This is a genomic window from Acidisoma cellulosilyticum (assembly GCF_020621385.1).
Lineage (GTDB): Bacteria > Pseudomonadota > Alphaproteobacteria > Acetobacterales > Acetobacteraceae > Acidisoma > Acidisoma cellulosilyticum.
In genome coordinates this window covers 1-1,314 of sequence record NZ_JAESVA010000041.1, presented here as the reverse complement: position 1 = coordinate 1,314, position 1,314 = coordinate 1, and the positions used below count along the sequence as shown (strand labels likewise).

Here is a 1,314-nt window from a genome sequence, read left to right as displayed (position 1 = left end):
AGTCGTCGATGCCCATTTTGCTTCCTTGGTCAAAATCCGCCAAAAAGGAGGCTCCCAGATGCCCCGACGGAAAGCGCCTGCGATCCCAGATGAGTTGCTGGACAGCTCCTGGCTGGTGCGGATGCCAAAACAGCGTTTGACGCCAATGGTTTGCTCGACACCCTGAAGAAGGCCCTTGCCGAGCGGGTACTGAACGCCGAGATGGACCATCATCTGGCGGTAGAAGATAGCGGCAATGGCCGCAAGACGGTGACGACAGAGACCGGGCGGATGGAGCTTGAGATTCCGATGGATCGGCAGGCGAGCTTCGATCCGCAGCTCATTGCCAAATACCAGCGGCGTTTTCCTGGCTTCGATGACAAGATCGTATTGATGTATGCGCGGGGCGTGAGCGCGCGGGAGATTGTCGGTCACCTCCGTGAGATCTATGGCATTGACGTTTCACCGGATCTCGTCAGCGCCGTGACCGATGCCGTGCTTGACGAAATCGCCACCTGGCAGGCGCGGCCGCTGGAGCCCGTCTATCCGCTGGTTTTCTTCGACGCCCTACGGGTCAAGGTCAAGGGGCGGGACGAAGGCACCGTGCGCAACAAGGTCGTGCATATCGCGCTCGGTGTCCGCGCCGATGGAGCCAAGGAAATCCTAGGGCTCTGGCTGGAGCAGAGCGAAGGCGCGAAATTCTGGCTGCGGGTGATGAACGAGTTACGCAATCGCGGCGTGGAGGATATCCTGCTGGCCGTGGTCGATGGGTTGAAGGGTTTTCCAGACGCCATCCGCGCGGTCTTCCCCGAGGCGACGGTTCAGACATGCATCGTTCATCTATTGCGCCACAGCCTGGACTTCGTCTCCTACAAGGATCGTAAGGCCGTCGCTGCCGCACTGAAGGACATCTACCGTGCCCCGTTGATGCCGCAGCCGGAGAAGCGGCGCTGACGGCCTTCGAGGGCGAGGCTTTGGGGCCGCCGCTATCCGGCCATTGCTCAGAGTTGGCGACGCGCCTGGAGCGAGGTCATTCCCTTCTACGCCTTCCCTGATCAGGTGCGGCGCATCCTATATACGGCGAACGCGATTGAGGCTTTGAACTCAAAGCTGCGCCGCGCTGTGCGTGCTCGCGGGCACTTCCCCAATGACGAGGCCGCCATGAAGCTTCTCTATCTGGTCTTGAACCGATCGGAAAAGGAGTGGAAGATGGGCCCCCGTGATTGGATCATGGCCAAGGCCCAGTTCGCCGTTCTCTTCGGCGAGCGCTTTACCAAAGCCATGGCAGCCTAAATGTTCAAACCGTCGTCCCACACGAAATTCATGACACTCCCG

At 60.0% G+C, this 1,314-nt stretch carries 1 pseudogene; it reads left to right on the top strand.

Annotated features, from left to right (window positions below):
* The first annotated feature begins 150 nt into the window (after positions 1–150).
* A pseudogene (locus tag ACELLULO517_RS28435) lies at positions 151–1,272 on the top strand (IS256 family transposase).
* The last annotated feature ends 42 nt before the right edge of the window (positions 1,273–1,314 follow it).